Raw genomic sequence first — 17,602 nt, forward strand, 5'->3', positions numbered from 1 at the left:
GAAATTGATGACAGCTCAACAACAAGCAGCAATGCAATCCATGATCGACTGGCTAGCAGATGAACACGAACTTGGGCAAGAACCCAAGAAAATAGAAATTGCAGCAGAATTTGATTTACATGATATGCACTACTATATATTCAAGTATAAAAAATCATTGCTAGGAAAATGGCTCCTTGGCGTATGTGGAGGCTATGAGGATCCGTCTGACACTGAGCATTGCGGCCATGTATTCAGTGAGATGCAACCTTATGACCCTGCGACTGCAGAGCAAGAAGCTGTAAAGATGGTAGAATTAATCCGAAAATACTGGATGCAGCAGGCTGCAGCATATGAAGCTGCTCAATCTATGGAGGACGAGACAGAAACGCAAGGTAATGGTTCTGGTATTTTTAACGGTTTTGTTCTGCTTAACTCTGCAGAATGTGATATTGATCAGATAAAGGCAAACCTTTTGAATGATTGGGACATCAGCTGCTCGTCAGTAGAGGATGAGGAAAACGACGAAGAAACAGAGGAAGGAACCTTGGTCTTTGAAGTGGACGACTGCATGTTAGCGGTTAGTTTTGTCGAAGCACCCGTACCAGATGGTGAGGCTGAGTATTATGCACAGGGAAATTACATGTGGAAGGAAGCTGTGGAGGTTACTCAAACGCATGTAGCTCAAATCATCCTAGCTGCATTTACTCGCTCCGGTTCCCCGCTGGACAGTGGCAGGCTATACACTAAGCTGGCGGCAAGTTGTTTAAAGCTTCCTAACGCAATAGGGATCTATACATCTGGCACCGTATTCCAGCCTGAACTTTTTCAAGATATGGCTGAAGTCATGAAGAATGACGACATGTTTCCTTTACTGAATCTTGTTTATTTCGGCCTGGTCGGAACGGAAAAAGGGGTAGATGGATATACTTATGGGTTAAAAGCCTTTGGCAAGGATGAAATTGAAATTCTGGACAGTCAAGCAACTCCTGCCGAACTGCGTGATTTTTTGATTACGATTTCCGGATATATTGTAGAAGAGAATGTCACTTTAAGGGATGGAGAGACGATCGGCTTCTCAGCAGAGCAAAAGCTGCCGATTTCCCGTTCCGAGGCAGTTTATGTTGATGGGGATACTCTTAAAATCAAATACTAGTTTCATGATCAAAAGACACCGTAGCAGGTGTCTTTTTTATGCATCATAATCCCCGACTTCCAACTGTAAGGTGAGGGGAGGGATATCATCGATGTCAGCTTAGTAGAATGTTGAAATGTGGTCGTTCCAGAATGTTGTACTTACTTAAACATTTTGTTCGTGTATGATTAGGATTAGTCCCTCTAGAAAAAGTTGATTTATGAACCTTATTCATTTATTAAAATATTTTTATGTTGTATAGCAAGGTTAACCAACTTAAATTCACCTTCGCTTATATCTCCCTTGATGTTGTTTAGCTCGTTCCAAGCCAAATCATACAGGGATTTATCAATGATGCCTTTTAAATAAGCTTCTTCTAATTCATCAGCATCTTTTTCAATCAACTCTCCTGATGGTAACAAAATAAGATCTAAAAATAGATCATCCATATAAGGAACATTATTTTCTATTGCGTTTTTATGGCATATATCGATATACCATTGAATTATTTCTCCGTTAGCATTAAACATAGTTGTTACAGAATGGTTTTTTTCAAGGGGAAATTGTTGTAACCATATATAGCCGTTATCAACAATACATAGTTTTTTCTCTCCATAATTCATGAATAAAGGTTCAGTAACTAGGACTGTTTTCAATAAAGTTATAAAACCCTTGAAGTCTCTAGTGTCAAGGTACGACTGATTATACTTTCTTTCGATAACTCGTGACCATTCCGAACGGTCTCCGAACTTTCTCTTTAGCATACTGAACCTCCAAACTCATTTAAAATAATGAGGATACAAATCTTTATGCTGCCATATCCAGTTTTTCATCTCAAGGATCATTTCTTCATAGCTCGGTACGGTAAATGAAAAATCTTTTCTTGTGTTGACTATTGTTTTATCAATGTTAACGAGGGGATATGGCTGGATTGTACTTTTATTTTCCTTGAAATGCGTATTGAATAATTGCAGGAGATCATACTTTGAAATACTGCTATTGTTGACGAGGTGGTAGAGGCCTGTTGTACCTTCAAGTGTTGCACGTTCAATTGCTTTTGCTAGTGTTAGGGTCGTAACTCCAGTCCATATTGCACCTGTATAGCCGCGGATAGAATTATGTTGTTTCATAAACCAATTAAAAAGGCCAATGCCATTCTCCTTCAAATCAGGACCGATGATAGAATTACGAAACGTTAGATGTTGAGTGCTTTCGATTTCTCCTAGTCCCTTCGTACGATCGTAAAAGGTTTCCCCATCGCGAAGGCTTTTTTCATGATAGGGAGCGGCTTTTCCTGAGAATACACAATCTGTACTTAAATGAATAAGCTTAGTGTTACTGTTTTTTAATAAAGACTCAATGGCATGAGGCAAATAACTATTGAGATATACACTTTTCTCGCGGTCTGTTTCACAGGCGTCATTTAATACACCGATACAATTCACCACAACATCATAGTCGTGATCTAAAATTAGTGATTTTGAAAAATTTGTATCTGTAATATCACCCGTAATATTATTTCCGCAAGAAAAGGCGGATCGCGAATAGGTTGTTACATCATGCCCTTGGGCGTACAAATAGAGTGAAATTGTGTGACCAGCCATTCCAGTAGCTCCAAGTACTAAAAATTTCAAGGTTTTCCTCCCATCCAATTTTGTAATTCTTCTTGAATGAGAGGAAGCTTTAATAATTTTTCTTTTATTTCAGCGACGGATAGTATTTTCGTATTAGTAGAGTTATATTCGTCGGTCAATGTAATTTTAGGAGAGCCCTCATCAAGATATTTTCCATAATTTAAATCACGGTTATCTGCAGGGATTCTATAAAAATTCCCCATATCAATGGCCTTTGCAGCTTCTTCCTTTGTTAATAACACTTCGTAAATTTTTTCGCCATGCCGTGTTCCGATAGTTTGTATTTTATTTTGAGCTTGAAAAATTTCTAGTAATGCCTGTGCTAAATCCTCTATATAAGCAGCTGGTGATTTTTGCACCATAATGTCCCCGTTGTCAGCGTGTGAGAAGGCGTATAAAACTAATTCTACTGCCTCATCAAGGCTCATCATAAAGCGTGTCATTTTAGGATCAGTAATCGTTAAAGGCTTGCCGGCTTTAATTTGTTCGATAAATAAAGGAATAACAGAGCCCCTTGAAGCCATGACATTTCCGTATCGTGTTCCGCAAATTAATGTTTTCTCCGGATGAACCATTCTAGACTTAGCAATAAACGTTTTTTCCATCATAGCCTTCGAAATTCCCATTGCATTTACTGGATAAGCAGCCTTATCTGTTGACAAGCAAATAATTTTTTTAACACCAGCTTGAATAGCCGCAGTTAAAACATTATCAGTGCCTAGGATGTTCGTCTTGACTGCTTCTAGTGGAAAAAATTCGCAAGAGGGGACCTGCTTAAGAGCGGCTGCATGGAAAACAAAATCGACATCATACATCGCATTATGAATGCTTTGGATGTCACGGACATCGCCTATAAAAAATTTAATTTTCGGATGTTGATAGAGTTTACGCATATCATCTTGTTTTTTCTCATCTCTTGAAAAGATGCGTATTTCCTTAATGTTGGTATTTAAAAACCTCTTTAATACTGCATTACCAAAAGAGCCGGTGCCGCCAGTAATGAGAAGAACTTTATCTTTAAACATTGTATTGTTAATTACACCTCCTGCATGCATGGAAATAAGGGCGTTATTTTAATCCTCTTCGATGTAAATCATATTCAGAATTTTCTCTTGGGAAGTTATACCAGTATGCTAATTCATTTGTATATTTACTTGTCGGGTTTTTATCCATTAAAGCACAATTAAAATCCCAATCCCCTGCAATATCTTTTCTTATGGTAAAGGTTGCATCACCTATAAAACTTCTTCGAATAATTTTAAATTGTCCAGGTAATGTGTATCGATTTGATTCATCTTTTATAAATGCATAGCCTTCCTTTGTAAGCATGTTGTAATAATAAATATCAAACTGACCATCTACTTGGCCTAAGACGTTTCGAATAGCAGGTAAGTAGTGATCATCACTATCTATGATAGCTACATAATCACCAGTTGCTTCTGCGATACATCGATTATAGGCTATACTTGCACCCAAATTAGTTGGATGAGTAATTATTTTTAAGGCTGGACAGTTTTTTTGATAGTCCTCTAATAGGGCTAAAGTATTGTCGGTTGAGCCGTCATCGCATACGATAATTTCATAGGCGTATTCTTTAGGAATACTTTCTAACAATGTCAATATCCACTCTTCACTATTGTAGGCTGGTGATAAAAAACTAATTTTCATATAAAACCTCGATTCTTTTTTTGTTAGTAGAAGTGTTCAATAGGCGTAAGTAGAGTTTTAGAAAGTCTATACTTTTTACTTTGATTGACATAACGGATTCTTTATTACAATATGCGTTGTAAGAGTGGTTCTGTAGGCAATGGCTTACATTCGTTAGTTATTTAAAAGAGAGAAAAGCATTTTAAAATAAGGTGATTTTACTAGTGTGATAATGGTACTTATACTAATCTTTTCACATTATTGAACAAGAAATCATAATTTAATGAAACGCTTCATTTAAAAAAGGGGGATGTTATGTCAAAAAAGATAGCCTTCATATGTAGTGTGGAATCGTATAAGCTCTCCGATGCACATATTTTCAAAGATTTATGCCTAGTTCCTATTTTGTTAGGTGAATACTTAGGCTATGATGTTACTATTGTAACGACTGAAATGAATGAAGCATTATTGAAACAAACCTTTCCTTCTGTCACTTTTCAACATATTCCGTTTGAGGATGACTATGTTGCTAATATGAATAGTTATTTAATAGAGCATGCGAAGGACATCGATATTGCATTTGCGATAGGGCCTTATCCATCGTATTTATCGATCTTAAAAACATATAAAAAGTTTAATCCAAACGGAAAAATTTATATGAAATTAGATGTTAATCGGTTTTGGTTAAGTCGATTAAAAACTTATCCGTATTTTACAGAGTTACTCCAGCTTTGTGATGTACTTTCGTCCGAATGTGAATCTATTCAAAGCTCTATTCATGAATTTACCAATTTGGATATTAAACGTATTCCTAATGGCTTTTATGAGCTGTTTCAAACAGAGCCTGTTCCATATAAAGAGAAAGAAAATAGAATAGTAACGGTAGGTCGTTTAGATGCTCCTGAAAAACAAATTCTTCTAGCGGTAAAAGCTTTTTTAGAAGCACAGCTTGCAGATTGGGAGTTTCGGTTAATAGGTCCAATGTCAGAGGCGTTTAGACAGGAGCTGTTGAACGTGCTGGATGGAAATCCATTTGCAGCACAGGTCATAATGTTGGGACCGATTTATGATAAGGTGCGACTGGAAGAGGAGTATAGAAAGGCTAAAATTTTTTGCCTTACCTCTGTAGTAGAATGCTACGCTCATGTATTTGCTGAGGCCGCAAAGAATGGTTGTTATATCGTTACGACTGATGTCGATGGGGCGGCAGATATTACCCATAATCAGCGTTTTGGGACAATTCATCCGACACATGAATGGCAAAGTGTTGGGCGGACATTGCAGCAAGTAACGAAACAGGAAGCTTTATTGGCTGATGCATGTGAACACCTCCAAACTTTCGCAAGAGCGGAATTAAATTGGAAACATATTGTGCAAAAAGTAGCCGAATATTTAGAGGAAAAGCCAATCGGATAAGAGGAGTATATTCCGAGAATGGAGTGAAAACAGGGCGACCATATTTATATTAGCGTCGCTAGAGGGGGAATAAAGCATGCTTCTTCTTGACCAATACCCTATAAATAAGAACCCCTGAAAAGAGTGCATAGTTGGAGCGGAAATAACTCTCTCGTTATCGTGAATAAAACACGAATACTTCATAAAAAAGTAAGCGCTAAATACTACAAACCACCTAATGAATATTAATAATCGTGAGACAATCACAATAATCATTAGGTGGTTTTTTCATGACCAAATCAGAACGTTACCGCTTATGGTACTAACATATCGGGCCTTTAAGACAGTAGTGAAAAAAGTGTCGCTGCCTGGTTTTTCAAACAGGACGTATCTGTTAAAGTATGTATTGTTAGTAAAAAAAGACACGCTCATAAAATCCAACTTTTATTTAAGAAAGATACGTTAGAATTTAAAAACTTATTTTTGTAACAGAAATTAAATGATAACCATTAAAGGTTAATTTATATACATCAGGTTTTTCTGTAGATTTCCAGAAATAAAGTGATCATAATAATTATTTTCCATATGTATTCCTCAACGAACAAGAGGAGTGAGCAATACTTTTCGATGGATATCAAAAAAGCGCGAGAAATCAACGTTTCTAAAATTGATTTCTTGCGCTTTTTAAAGTTTTGACCTGCTTTGTTTCAACTTTATCTTCTACACTATCTTCAACCGAAAATTCTATCTTTCTATTACATCATTTTTCAATCAAAGGAGGTAAATATTTTATTTTATTTCAAGTGTATATGGTTGAGAACTAGCTTTGCCGTAATATTCACTTACTTCAATAAAGTAAGTTCCTTTATCAAGTGTGATTGTACCTACCTCAGCATCTCCAGCTCCGTAATAATCAAAAGTTTCTACTGTTTTTCCTTTTGCATCAATAATACGGATGACGCCATCTAGTGCTTTTTCTGTTTTAAGAGAGAAGGACACATCGCGTTTGCTGTCGTTTTTAAATTCGAAATAGTCTTTATCACCAAATTGAACACCAGCATTTAAATATTGATTAGCCACCCATTTACCGTCTTTTTTCGTAAGTACAGTCGGTTTTGTCGGTACACCGTTAACTAACTTGGAATCTGCATCTTCATCAGCTTTTTTATGATCAAACAAAGTTAAATTATACGGTTGGATTGATAATTGACCATTATTGCTTCCGTTAATAACAATAAAATACCCGTGAGCCTGTTTTGCTTTAAAAGAAGTATTTACATCTGTTGTCCCGCCAAGACCGAGTAGCATTTCGATAAGATCTTCACCTTGTCCAAATTGAATTTCTGTTGCCATTTCTTTTGGATCAATTTTTCTATTGCCATTTGTATCTTCAATAATGGAGCCTGAAAACTTCAAGTCATTTTGAAGTTCTTTAGGTAACTTATCTAGCTGCTCTTTTGTATATGGTACAGAAGAAATAAGAAGACTCATGATTTCGTCTTTGCCATATTGTTTATAATAGTAGAAATCTGTATCATCTTGATAAATGATATGATCTTTGTAAGTTGTACCAGGTTGAATTTTAATAGCAGTTTTTGGTGTATTATTATTTGTATTATCCTCTTTTGGAATAGTTGCCATTTTACTTGTTTTAAGTGTATACGGTTCAGAAGAACGGTCACCTAGATTCATTACTTTTACAACATAGGTTTTATCCTTTTTCAATGCAATTGTCTTCGCTTCGTTTTCATCAATTGATGATCCAAGAAGTAGACTAAGTATCCCCATATCGTTAGTTAATGAAGAAACTGGGATTAATTCTTTTGTTTCCTCATCGTATTCGAATATATTACCAGCTGGTGATTGGTTAATACCTTTTTGAATGTTGAACCCATAAACGGCATTATCTTTAGCTGTAAATTTGAAGTAATCTTCATCATCTTCAGTTTGGAAGTATGCTTTTTGATCTTGACCAATATCAAAAGGAATCGCTTGTTCCATAATTTGCTCAACGTTTTCTGGTTGTTCCATAGCATCTGGATTCATGAACATATTCATAAAATCATTCTTTTGATTACGTTTTTTTGCTGTATATTCATTAAAAGATAAAAGATCGTCATCGTTTTCTATGCTGCTTTCTAGCATTCCTTCTAATGAAAGGCCGTCTTCATCTTCTGGAAGGGTAACGACTTCACCTTTTAATGTGTAAGGAATGATGGATTCACTAACAGTTGCTTCAGTATCAATACCGCCGCTATAGAACATTTCAAGTGTAGAATTGAAACTGTTTTCATTAGAGACGCCGATTACATATTTTTCATTAGGCTCAGCATCGACAACTAAGCTTACTCCATCGCCTGTATCCGTGCCGTAAGATGCTCGGATTGGGTATGCCTCACCAAATTCTTCTGCATCGACTTCCTCTGACTGTAGCAGATCAAAATCATCTTTTAGATAAAGCTCCATGGATGCTGTAACACCTGGAATTCCAGTTAAATCAAATTTCAGTGTAGTTGGTTCATTTACTGAAAATGTAAAATAATCTTTGTCACCTAGATGATCTTCAGAAAGTAGTGTATAGTTTTTCCCTTCTGTACTGAATGGGAATTTTTCAATGTTCTCCATATGCTCCATATCTAATGAATCAATTGGTAATTCTTTAGTCGTTTGAGCTGTGAAGACATAGTTAGAAGCACCTTTTGAGCTATAGTTGCCATTATGGTCTTTAACTCCAATAAGAAGGGTTCCTTTTTGATCTGCATTATATAAGTATCCTTCTTGCTTGCCTACGCGAACATCATTGACGTTAATTGGTTCTACTTTTTTATTAGAACCTTCAGGGTAGAAGTACAAATCAAATGCATAATCATATTTGTCTGCACCATTTAATGTCAGTTGAGCATATTCATTTTCATCTAGATCAACCTTGTACCATTTCTTTTCGTCCGGTTGGTTGAATGAACCTTTTTCAGTATTTAATGTATCCTTTTTCAGGACTTTAGCGTTTTTCAAGCGCTCTTCTTTTGTTTCTGAATACTGTTTTGGTAAATCTTTTATATTAAACTGTAATGCTTTCACAGGATCTACTAGACCATGTCCAAATGTAAGATCATAGCCCGTCTCACCTAAATCCTTTGCAGTCTGTTCGAGAATAGCTTCTATTTCATAAGGCTTTAAATCTGGATATTTTGATTTTAAAAGTGAAGCTACACCGGCAACAACAGGAGATGCCATCGATGTTCCACTAAATTTTACAAAGGATGATCCTTTTTTCTCATCATGAACAGTACTATAAACATCTTCACCTGGAGCTACTAGGTCAACCGATGGACCATAGTTTGAATAGCTTGATAATTTGTTTCGATCATTCGTAGAACCTACACTAATAACGCCTTCAAAGGAAGCGGGGAAGGAGTAATTATCTGTCGATTCATTTCCGGCAGCAGCTACAATCGTAACTCCTTTTTCAATCGCTTTCTGAACGGCTTCCTCCATTAATGGAGATTCACCATAGCCGCCAAGACTCATATTGATAACATCAGCGCCTTGCTCGATAGCATAAAGGATGCCTTGTGCTATGACGAAATCATTAGCACCATCTTTTCCGTTGAATACATCGATCGGAAGAAGCTTGGCCTTTGGATTGATCCCGTGTCCTCCAACACCATTATCTTTTGCAGCGCCAATAATTCCTGCTACATGTGTTCCGTGGTCACCAGGATAAGAAGTATTGGCAGGTGCTGCAGCATTATATGGAGGTAGCACTTGAGATTTTAAATCTGGATGTTTAAAATCCACACCAGAATCGATAACTGCCACTTTTACATCATTTTTACCTGCTAATTGTAGTGCTTTATCAATTTGAAGTAGATTTAAATGATACATTTCCTGTTTCTTTGGATCTGTTTTCGTACCAAATGAATGGTACACATAGCTTGGGGATACACTTTTAACCCCTTTTTGCTGAGCGTAATATGAAACTGCTTTTTCTAAATTTGTTCCTTTGTTCAGTTGGATAACATCGTAACCTAATGAAGGAATAGAGCGGATCACTTTTGTTCCAATTTTGTTATGCACACTCTTATCAAGACCAGAATGTTTGACAATAATCGTATCCTGACTAATCCATTCTTTTTGATTTTTGAATGCTTGGTCCTTATTGCTAGCTACTTTCACTAAATCTTGGCTCTTTGTTGTTTTTTGTGGAGCTTCAGCAAAGGCAGAAGCAGCAGGAACCATTAGTGCAGCAGATGCTACTAGAGCGACTGATTTTTTCTTCCAGTTTTTCAACTGTTTTCCCTCCTTGGGTGTATTAAATATTTGGGCAATCTCTACTATTACGAATAAGTAATAGAAAAGTTTCATAAATGAGGATATATTTTTCTCAGTTTCCAATCTATATTTTACCATTATATTCTGCCCATCGTAAAGATTGGTAGAAAGTAGATGGAATCCCCATAGGATCACTAAAGTAAAATTCACATCCTTCCAGATAGCAGCTGCCATTCCTACTCGAATTGTGAAAGAGTAGTAGAATGTATTAGCCACAATAAATTTCAACTATGGACAAATTGTCTTAAAGTTGCTCTATAAGTTTGTGTAAATCTTCCTTAGAACGAGGCATTTTGATGCTTTTCTCAAATAGTTTTTTGTTTTGTAAAGCAGTGGCCATTTCGAAGACCCATGGGCGTTCAAGATGGGCTCTTTCAAGTAAATCATCTTGAAAGAACAGTTCAACGGGATCACCATTATAAATAATTCTCCCATCTTCCATAACGACTATTTGATCTGCCCATTCATAGGCTAACGGGATATCATGTGTTGCCAGTAAAATAGTTCGTTCGCCGTTTTCTAACGTAGCTAAAGATTGTAAAACTTGTGCACTATAATAATTATCTAGTCCAGCGGTCGGTTCATCTAATAAAAAAACAGAAGGTTCCATTGCAAGTACTCCTGCCATTGCGACACGTTTTTTTTGTCCAACACTTAAAAAATGTATCGGTTTATCGAGCAATGCTTCAACCTCGGTTTGAGCGATAGCCCAAGCAATTTTTTCTTCAATTATTTCAGTTGTCCAGCCAAGATTCAGAGGTCCAAACGCAATATCTTGTTTAACAGTGCCAGAAAAAAGCTGGTTGTCTGCATCCTGAAAAACAATACCAACCTGTTGACGTAATTCTTTTAATGCTTTTCTACTATAGTTGAGTGCTTTCCCTTGAAAGGATATACTTCCAGCTGTAGGCTTCAAAATTCCATTTAAATGCTGAAATAATGTTGATTTTCCAGCACCATTATGACCAAGTAAAGCAATTTTTTTCCCTTTTGGAATTTGAAGTGTAATGTCTGTTAAAGCATGAGTTCCATCTGCATAAGCGTAAGATAATCGTGTTAATTCAAAGTACAAATCTGTCATGAGAAAAAACCTCCATAAATGATGAGGAGTATAAAAATTGCTACAATACCTAGCCAATTTTTCATGTTATAGGTAATCTCCTCCTGCCAATAGACCGTCTCGCCACCCCGTGCTTCCATCGCATTGTTTAGTTCACGACTACGTTGGAACATCTCAACAAATAAAGCTGCAATCAGCATGGAGACCGAGCGAAGCCAATGCATAGGGGAGCTATATCCTAGACGAGCCTGCTGAGCAAGATGAATTTTTTGCATACTATCTAAAAAGATAAAAATAAAACGATACGTTAGTTCTACTAGCTCTACGAATAGAGTAGGCAGTCGCCATTGTCGTAGGACATAACAAATAGATTGGACTGATGTCGTAAGAATTAAAAAATACAAACAGCTTATACTGCCAAGTACGATGAAAAAAAGCTGTTGCGCTGTCACTAAGCTCACACTGCCAACAAATATTGTCCAATGATGAATAGAAATTGACCAAATAGTTGGAGGTAACGTGCTTGTTGCTGGCGCTATAGAAATTAAAATGGATGCTAAACTCGAAAGTAAAAAAAATCCGGGTAGCAATAGTAATTTTGCGTAATATTTAGCTGGGATTTTTGCACCTACAATGATAAAAGCACTCATCACAATAAATGTAATGAGTGAGATTCGTTCATCTCTCATGATAAGCGACAATAAAAGCAGTCCAAGGGAAAACGTCATTTTTTCTAGCGGATGAACAGACGCTAGTTTATTCATATAAGCATACTTATCAATGAGTAACATCGCTTAACCCTCTTTATGTTTACCACGCATTAAGCCGATGAAATAGCCAATAAATCCGGCTCCAATAGCAGCTTGGAGTGCGAATAATAAGCTTTCTATTTCACCACTTGGTGGCTCCCATAAGCTTTCAAACCAAGGCTCGTAGTTAGCATCTATTTCACCAATTGCTGCCTCCGCTTCGCCATCAGCACCTTCAAAATCTGCGCCTTTTTGAATGAAGAGGGGGATGATTGCTAACAACACAACAATTGCTAAGAGCAGTAAATTTTTTTTCATGTTAGTGAGCCTCCTTTGCCGAGAAAACGCGTAAAGCTTTTAATTCGCTCACATTGTATTTTTTTAAGAAGTTCATAACGATCACTGTTAAAATGCCCTCGCTAACAGCAAGAGGAATTTGAGTGAACGCAAAAATACTAGCAAACTTTGTAAATGAAGCTATAAAGCCTCCGACCTCAGAAGGGAAGGCGAGAGCTAATTGTACAGAAGTGACAATATATGTACCTAAGTCACCAAGCATTGCTGCTAAAAAGACAGCTACTGAAAATGATAATCCCATTTTCTGAGAGCCCTTAAAAACATAATAAGCAATAATAGGACCAGCAATTGCCATAGAAAAGGCATTAGCACCTAAAGTTGTCAACCCACCATGTGCTAAAAGTAAAGATTGGAATAATAATACGATTGTCCCGATAACACTCATCGCTAATGGTCCAAAAAGAACTGTCCCAAGTCCAACCCCTGTCGGATGTGAACAACTACCTGTTACAGAAGGGATTTTTAAAGCTGATAGTACAAAGGCAAAGGCACCAGATAATCCTAAAATCATTTTTGTTTCAGGATTTTCATCAATAGTTTTACGAATAGAACGTAATCCTAAAATAATAAATGGAATGGATAAGACCCACCAAAAAATTGCCCATTCAATTGGCAAAAAGCCCTCCATAATGTGCATTGCAAATGCACGATCTGGCACGAATAAAAATGCCAATAAGAAATAACTAAGCTTCCAACCTGAGAATTTCAAAACCTCTCCTCCTCACATTAAAATAGTTAGAATTAGTATGCGATGAAATCAAAAAAGCACTTCTCCAATTGTGGAAAAGTGCATAGCTAAAAATGCAAATAAAATTCTAATTTGCTCAGCCGCACACCTATCCTCGTAGGTTTAAACGATCACATATTTTTCGGCAGGTCTCCTGGCTTTAGTTCAACGTTTTATAGGTCTTCCCATCCTTTGGACAGTGACATTATCTATAAAACTCCCTAGTACAGTGGCGGGACCGCGCCGGACTTAAACCGGCTTCCCTTTTAAGCGAAATGATGAACAATTCGCACCGAAAAAAGATGAAGTTGTGATTTCACGACAAAGTGTAACATGATTTTCCATATATATGCTATACTTTTTAAGAAAAAATTTTTAATTGAGTGTCTATGTCGAAAATTTAGATAAATAGAAAAGGAATGTCATATTTTTCTTTTAAAAATTACTGGAAATGTCACAAATTTAGAAAGAAATATTGAAATTTTAAAAAAATAAGCTATGATAGAAACAGTTTTTAATTTTTAAAAAATAATAATTTCATATAAAACATCCATAAGTGCTTGAATATTTTCAAGATAATAGGGAAATCGGTGAGAATCCGATACAGCCCCCGCTACTGTAATAGCTGATGAAATCGCGGATGCCACTAGTGAAAACTAGGAAGGCGCGAAAGTAAAAGGAAGCTTAAGTCAGGAAACCTGCTTATGTGATGATACATGCAAACTTTTCGGAGGGAGAAGTTGAAGCGAGAGCGAGTACCTGTATATATTCGTTTTTATTTGGCTTCTACTAAACCTTTACTCTTCGTCTAGAGTAAAGGTTTTTCTTTTTCCTAAAAGCAAATGAGGGGAGAAAAACTATGACAACTTGGAATTTAGAGGGGATGAAAACACATCTTTTTATATGCAATGGTAGTAGCTGTATGAAAAAAGATGCTGAGGACATTACTCAGGCAATTCGTGATGAAATACAGTTACTGGAACTTGATAAGGAAATACATACGACAAGGACTCGCTGTAATGGTAGGTGTAAAGATGCTTGTGTTGTCATTGCTTATCCTCAAGGGAATTGGTACCGCGTGCCGACAACATCGCATGCGAAGGCACTCGTACAAGATTTAAATCATGAATCTTTACATAATGAGCATGTCTTTACTTTACGTGAAGGATCTTTACAGCGTACAGCACAAACAACAGCCATTAAAGGTATTGAAAAGGTGAAAGAGGGGTAACAAAATGGCGCAAAAAGGTAAGATTTTCGTAGTTGGCTTTGGCCCTGGAGACTTTAAACATATTACGACTCGTGCTGTAGAGGCACTACAACAAAGTCATATGATTATTGGTTATAAAACCTATGTTGAGCTTATTCAAGATTTAGTTAGTGCAAAGTCGATTATTAGTACTGGTATGACAGAGGAAGTTTCACGTGCACAGGAAGCGGTACGTCAAGCAGAGGCTGGAAGTATCGTATCGGTTATTTCCAGCGGTGATGCCGGTGTTTATGGGATGGCTGGATTAGTGTATGAAGTATTAATCGAGCTAGGATGGACTGAAGCTACTGGTATCGAAGTAGAAATTGTTCCAGGTATTTCTGCTATTAATTCGTGTGCAAGTTTACTAGGTGCTCCTATTATGCACGACGCTTGTACAATTAGTTTGAGTGACCACTTAACACCTTGGAATTTAATTGCTAAGCGAGTAGAAGCAGCGGCGATGGCGGATTTTGTTATTGCGCTTTATAACCCAAAAAGTGGACGTCGTACGAGACAAATTGTAGAGGCTCAACGAATTTTATTAGAATATCGTTCGCCAGATACACCGGTTGGACTTGTGAAAAGCGCGTATCGTGACCGTCAAGAAATTACGATGACGACTTTAGCAGAAATGCTTGAACATGATATCGGCATGTTAACAACCGTTATTATCGGGAATTCAACAACATTTTTCTATGACAATAAAATGATTACACCACGTGGTTATCAGCGTAAATATACACTTGGAGAAGAAAAACAGCCGTTACGACCACATCAACGACTAAAGGAAGAAAATGAACCATGGGCAATGAATCAAGAAACTGGGGCAGCGCGAAATGATTTTGCAACAGATCCGAATGCCAATCGTATAAAGCCCAGTTTAGCTATAACACCACAACCAAAGCCTAAAAAGTCATCCCTTGAAATGGCAACAGCAGCTCTGGCAAAGGTGAAGGGAACTAGCGCTGTGAAAGTAACATCTAAGCTCGTTCAACAAAAAATCGAATCGGTTTTTGAATTAGCTGTTAGTCCTGGGGTAGCCAATAAGTTTTTTACTCCTCAACAAATGATGACCTTAGCTGAAGTAGTTGGTGAGGAAGGAACGATGGAGTATACACCAGACCACCAAATTCATTTAAAAATTCCTACGTCTGAGCCAGGAGAGATTACAGCAAAGCTTCGCGAAGTAGGCTTTTTACTAACACCAATTGGTGACGTGCTTTCGTTAAAGGCTTGTGATTTCTGTTACGGAGAAAAAACCGATTCGATCCCATATGCGGAAGAGATTCAAGAAAAGCTTGGTGGCATGTCGTTACCGAAAACATTGAATATTGGTTTTAATGGCTGTGGTATGGCGTGTTATCGAGCCGTATTTGATGATATTGGCATTGTTTATCGTAAAAGTAAATTCGATGTTTTTATTGGTGCCAAGCCAGTTGGTCGGACAGCACATGCGGCTCAGCCTGTTGTTGAGGGATTAGAACCTGAACAGCTAATACCGCTTATTACCGACATTATCGAAGAATATAAAGCAAATGCACATCCAAATGAACGTTTGTTTAAATACTTCAAACGTGTGAAAAAGATCCTACATTTTACGTATCAGGATATGTCTTCAAAAATAAAAGTTGAGCCAGCTCCATGCGGCGACTAGTGAGGGGTAATGAGATGAAAGCAATTTTATTTGTCGGCCACGGGAGCCGTTTAGAAGCAGGAAATGAAGAGGTACGCACGTTTATCGAGCAAATGAAACCTCGTATTGATGAGCGTTTTTTAGTAGAAACATGTTTTTTAGAGTTTGCCTCGCCGAACATCGAAGAAGGTATTACGAATTGTGTGAAGAAGGGCGCTACAGAGGTGCATGTTATTCCGATTATTCTTCTTCATGCTGGACATTCAAAAATGCATATTCCAGCAGAAATCGAACATGCGCGTGAGCATTATCCAAATATTACGTTCACATATGGTCAAACAATCGGTATCCATGAAGAAATATTTGCGATTTTAGAAGATCGTTTAGCAGAAATTGGCTTTAATGCTGAAGAAGAACATAAGGATACTGCGGTTTTATTAATTGCACGAGGCGGCAGCGACCCATATGCAAATGGTGATTTTTATAAAATTACACGCCTGTTATGGGAGAAACTCCCGGTTCAATATGTAGAAAGCGCATTTATGGGGGTTACAGATCCTCGTGTTGAAGAAGGAATTGAGCGCTGTGTGAAGCTTGGTGCTAAAAAAATCATAATGCTACCGTACTTTTTATTCACTGGTATCTTAATGGAACGAATGAATGGTATGTGTAAGCAATTTAACGAAAAATATGCTGACTGTGATATTCAAATTGCCAATTATTTTGGCTATCATGATCGTTTACAAAATGTGTTATTAGAGCGAATTGAACAAGCTGTGAATGGTACATCAACAGGTATGCAAGATTTAGAAAATTATCGTGCTTATGCGGCGGTTCATGGACATGCGCATCATCATCACCATCATGACCACGATCATGACCATGATCACGACCATGAACATCGTCATCATGAAGAGGAGCCGGTGCAATGATATTCATGTTAGCGGGGACGAGCGATGCAAGGAATCTAGCACTTGAATTACAGTCAGCAGGTTACGCTGTGACAGCAACAGTCGTTACTGATTCAGCAGCCTCAAGCCTTGCAGAAGTGGGCCTATCACATTTAATCGGTCGATTAACGGCTGAGGAAATGGCGACGATTATTACGGAGCAAGGATACCGTTTAGTTGTAGATGCCTCTCATCCATTTGCTGAAGAAGCTTCAAAAAATGCGATGGCAGCAGCTGAAAAAGCAAATGTTCCGTATATTCGCTATGAACGTGCTCATGAGCATTATGCCCATCCACTAATTACGGTTGTGAAGGATTATGAGGAAGCTGCCCATGTAGCAGCGGAAAAACGTGGAGTCATTATGCTAACGACGGGCAGTAAAACACTAGCGACTTTTACAAAGGTGTTACATGGCTTAGAAAATACACGAGTGATTGCGCGTATGCTTCCTCGACTCGATAATATGGAAAAATGTGAAGCACTTGGTGTGGCACAAAGAGATATTGTTGCTATACAAGGCCCTTTTTCAAAGGAATTAAACGAAGCTCTTTTTCGTCAATATGGTGTGACATTGATGATTACGAAAGAAAGCGGCAAGGTTGGCTCGGTGGATGAAAAGCTGGACGCTGCCCTTGCATGTGGCATTGAAACGATTTTAATTGCAAGACCAAATATCAAATACGGACAGCAATATTCTACATTTGAAGATGTATTACAAGCTGTACAAAACACACTTTAGGAGGCAATTCAG

General features: G+C 37.5%; 15 protein-coding genes and 2 riboswitches. Of the genes, 6 read left to right on the plus strand and 9 right to left on the minus strand.

Annotated elements, in window-relative coordinates:
- Positions 1 to 7: 7 nt before the first annotated feature.
- The gene (locus ACVYAD_RS07680; protein ID WP_476425610.1) at positions 8 to 1,135 is read left to right on the plus strand and encodes a DUF4261 domain-containing protein; all 1,128 of its coding nucleotides are present in this window, start codon (positions 8 to 10) and stop codon (positions 1,133 to 1,135) included.
- Between the two features lie 206 nt (positions 1,136 to 1,341).
- On the opposite strand, the gene ACVYAD_RS07685 is transcribed toward ACVYAD_RS07680, so the two are convergent.
- From ACVYAD_RS07685 to ACVYAD_RS07700, 4 genes are read right to left on the minus strand one after another with little or no spacing between them, the layout of a single operon-like run.
- Positions 1,342 to 1,878 carry a ribonuclease FAU-1 family protein gene (locus tag ACVYAD_RS07685; RefSeq protein ID WP_476425612.1) on the minus strand — a complete coding sequence of 179 codons (537 nt, stop codon included), beginning with the start codon at positions 1,876 to 1,878 and terminating at the stop codon, positions 1,342 to 1,344.
- Between the two features lie 15 nt (positions 1,879 to 1,893).
- Positions 1,894 to 2,748 (minus strand): SDR family oxidoreductase, encoded by an 855-nt coding sequence (locus ACVYAD_RS07690; RefSeq protein ID WP_476425614.1) that lies wholly within the window; start codon positions 2,746 to 2,748, stop codon positions 1,894 to 1,896.
- The gene (locus ACVYAD_RS07695; RefSeq protein ID WP_349660497.1) at positions 2,745 to 3,773 is read right to left on the minus strand and encodes a polysaccharide biosynthesis protein; all 1,029 of its coding nucleotides are present in this window, start codon (positions 3,771 to 3,773) and stop codon (positions 2,745 to 2,747) included. The genes ACVYAD_RS07690 and ACVYAD_RS07695 overlap by 4 nt, the downstream gene beginning before the upstream one ends.
- A gap of 43 nt (positions 3,774 to 3,816) precedes the next feature.
- Complete coding sequence (locus ACVYAD_RS07700; RefSeq protein ID WP_476425616.1) at positions 3,817 to 4,416, minus strand: glycosyltransferase family 2 protein; 600 nt, start codon at positions 4,414 to 4,416, stop codon at positions 3,817 to 3,819.
- Between the two features lie 294 nt (positions 4,417 to 4,710).
- Here ACVYAD_RS07700 and ACVYAD_RS07705 point away from each other — a divergent pair, with 294 nt between their 5' ends.
- Positions 4,711 to 5,811, plus strand: a complete 1,101-nt coding sequence (locus tag ACVYAD_RS07705; protein WP_476425618.1) for a glycosyltransferase family 4 protein — start codon at positions 4,711 to 4,713, stop codon at positions 5,809 to 5,811.
- Positions 5,812 to 6,579: 768 nt separating this feature from the next.
- Here ACVYAD_RS07705 and ACVYAD_RS07710 read toward each other — a convergent pair.
- From ACVYAD_RS07710 to ACVYAD_RS07730, 5 genes are all read right to left on the minus strand, one after another.
- Positions 6,580 to 10,080 carry a S8 family peptidase gene (locus ACVYAD_RS07710; RefSeq protein WP_476425620.1) on the minus strand — a complete coding sequence of 1,167 codons (3,501 nt, stop codon included), beginning with the start codon at positions 10,078 to 10,080 and terminating at the stop codon, positions 6,580 to 6,582.
- Positions 10,081 to 10,366: 286 nt separating this feature from the next.
- Positions 10,367 to 11,203, minus strand: coding sequence for an energy-coupling factor ABC transporter ATP-binding protein (locus tag ACVYAD_RS07715; protein ID WP_476425622.1), 837 nt, complete (start codon positions 11,201 to 11,203; stop codon positions 10,367 to 10,369).
- On the minus strand, positions 11,200 to 11,973 hold the full coding sequence (gene cbiQ, locus ACVYAD_RS07720) for a cobalt ECF transporter T component CbiQ (protein WP_476425624.1): 774 nt from the start codon (positions 11,971 to 11,973) through the stop codon (positions 11,200 to 11,202). Before cbiQ ends, ACVYAD_RS07715 begins: the two co-directional genes overlap by 4 nt.
- Before the next feature lie 3 nt (positions 11,974 to 11,976).
- Positions 11,977 to 12,249, minus strand: a complete 273-nt coding sequence (locus tag ACVYAD_RS07725) for an energy-coupling factor ABC transporter substrate-binding protein (RefSeq protein ID WP_079561978.1) — start codon at positions 12,247 to 12,249, stop codon at positions 11,977 to 11,979.
- A 1-nt stretch (position 12,250) separates the two neighbouring features.
- Positions 12,251 to 12,997 (minus strand): energy-coupling factor ABC transporter permease, encoded by a 747-nt coding sequence (locus ACVYAD_RS07730; RefSeq protein ID WP_349660491.1) that lies wholly within the window; start codon positions 12,995 to 12,997, stop codon positions 12,251 to 12,253.
- Between the two features lie 145 nt (positions 12,998 to 13,142).
- Positions 13,143 to 13,327: riboswitch (cobalamin riboswitch) on the minus strand.
- A 226-nt stretch (positions 13,328 to 13,553) separates the two neighbouring features.
- A riboswitch (cobalamin riboswitch) is annotated at positions 13,554 to 13,735 on the plus strand.
- 139 nt (positions 13,736 to 13,874) lie between these two features.
- On the opposite strand from ACVYAD_RS07730, the gene ACVYAD_RS07735 reads away from it, so the two are divergent.
- The 4 genes from ACVYAD_RS07735 to cobK are packed head-to-tail and all read left to right on the plus strand — an operon-like array spanning position 13,875 to position 17,590.
- A complete protein-coding gene (locus ACVYAD_RS07735; protein ID WP_476425626.1) occupies positions 13,875 to 14,246 on the plus strand; it encodes a (2Fe-2S) ferredoxin domain-containing protein in 372 nt (123 codons plus the stop codon).
- A 4-nt stretch (positions 14,247 to 14,250) separates the two neighbouring features.
- A complete protein-coding gene (gene cobJ / locus ACVYAD_RS07740; RefSeq protein WP_349660489.1) occupies positions 14,251 to 15,921 on the plus strand; it encodes a precorrin-3B C(17)-methyltransferase in 1,671 nt (556 codons plus the stop codon).
- 14 nt (positions 15,922 to 15,935) lie between these two features.
- The gene (locus tag ACVYAD_RS07745) at positions 15,936 to 16,832 is read left to right on the plus strand and encodes a sirohydrochlorin chelatase (protein ID WP_476425628.1); all 897 of its coding nucleotides are present in this window, start codon (positions 15,936 to 15,938) and stop codon (positions 16,830 to 16,832) included.
- A complete protein-coding gene (gene cobK / locus ACVYAD_RS07750) occupies positions 16,829 to 17,590 on the plus strand; it encodes a precorrin-6A reductase (RefSeq protein WP_476425630.1) in 762 nt (253 codons plus the stop codon). Before ACVYAD_RS07745 ends, cobK begins: the two co-directional genes overlap by 4 nt.
- Positions 17,591 to 17,602 lie beyond the last annotated feature (12 nt).

It is taken from the genome of Lysinibacillus sp. G1-3 (assembly GCF_056322905.1).